Raw genomic sequence first — 254 nt, forward strand, 5'->3', positions numbered from 1 at the left:
GCACATTGACCGCAGTACCCCAATTTTCCGGAATATTATGCAGGCGGCGATAGGTGATCGCGCGGGCATTCATCCATGAAGAGAATACAGCAGAAATCGCGCCCCAAAGCTGCGCTTCAGGATCCTGAGGGAAAGGCTCGCCCAATTCTTCTTCAACTTTGGCTTTATACTGATCGATCACACCGCGCCAGTCATCGGCGCTCAGATCGGTATCAACATCCAGATCAAGGCTGGCTTTGGTATCATCAAGAATT

Annotated in this window: 1 protein-coding gene; it reads right to left on the reverse strand. The window is 50.8% G+C overall.

What is annotated here, in order from left to right; genetic code table 11:
• A partial coding sequence (locus tag HBA93_RS22195; protein ID WP_221724682.1) for a PEP/pyruvate-binding domain-containing protein occupies positions 1 to 254 on the reverse strand: 254 nt, incomplete at both ends.

Origin of the sequence: Ochrobactrum sp. SFR4 (assembly GCF_019730395.1) — a bacterium.
Classification (GTDB): domain Bacteria; phylum Pseudomonadota; class Alphaproteobacteria; order Rhizobiales; family Rhizobiaceae; genus Pseudochrobactrum.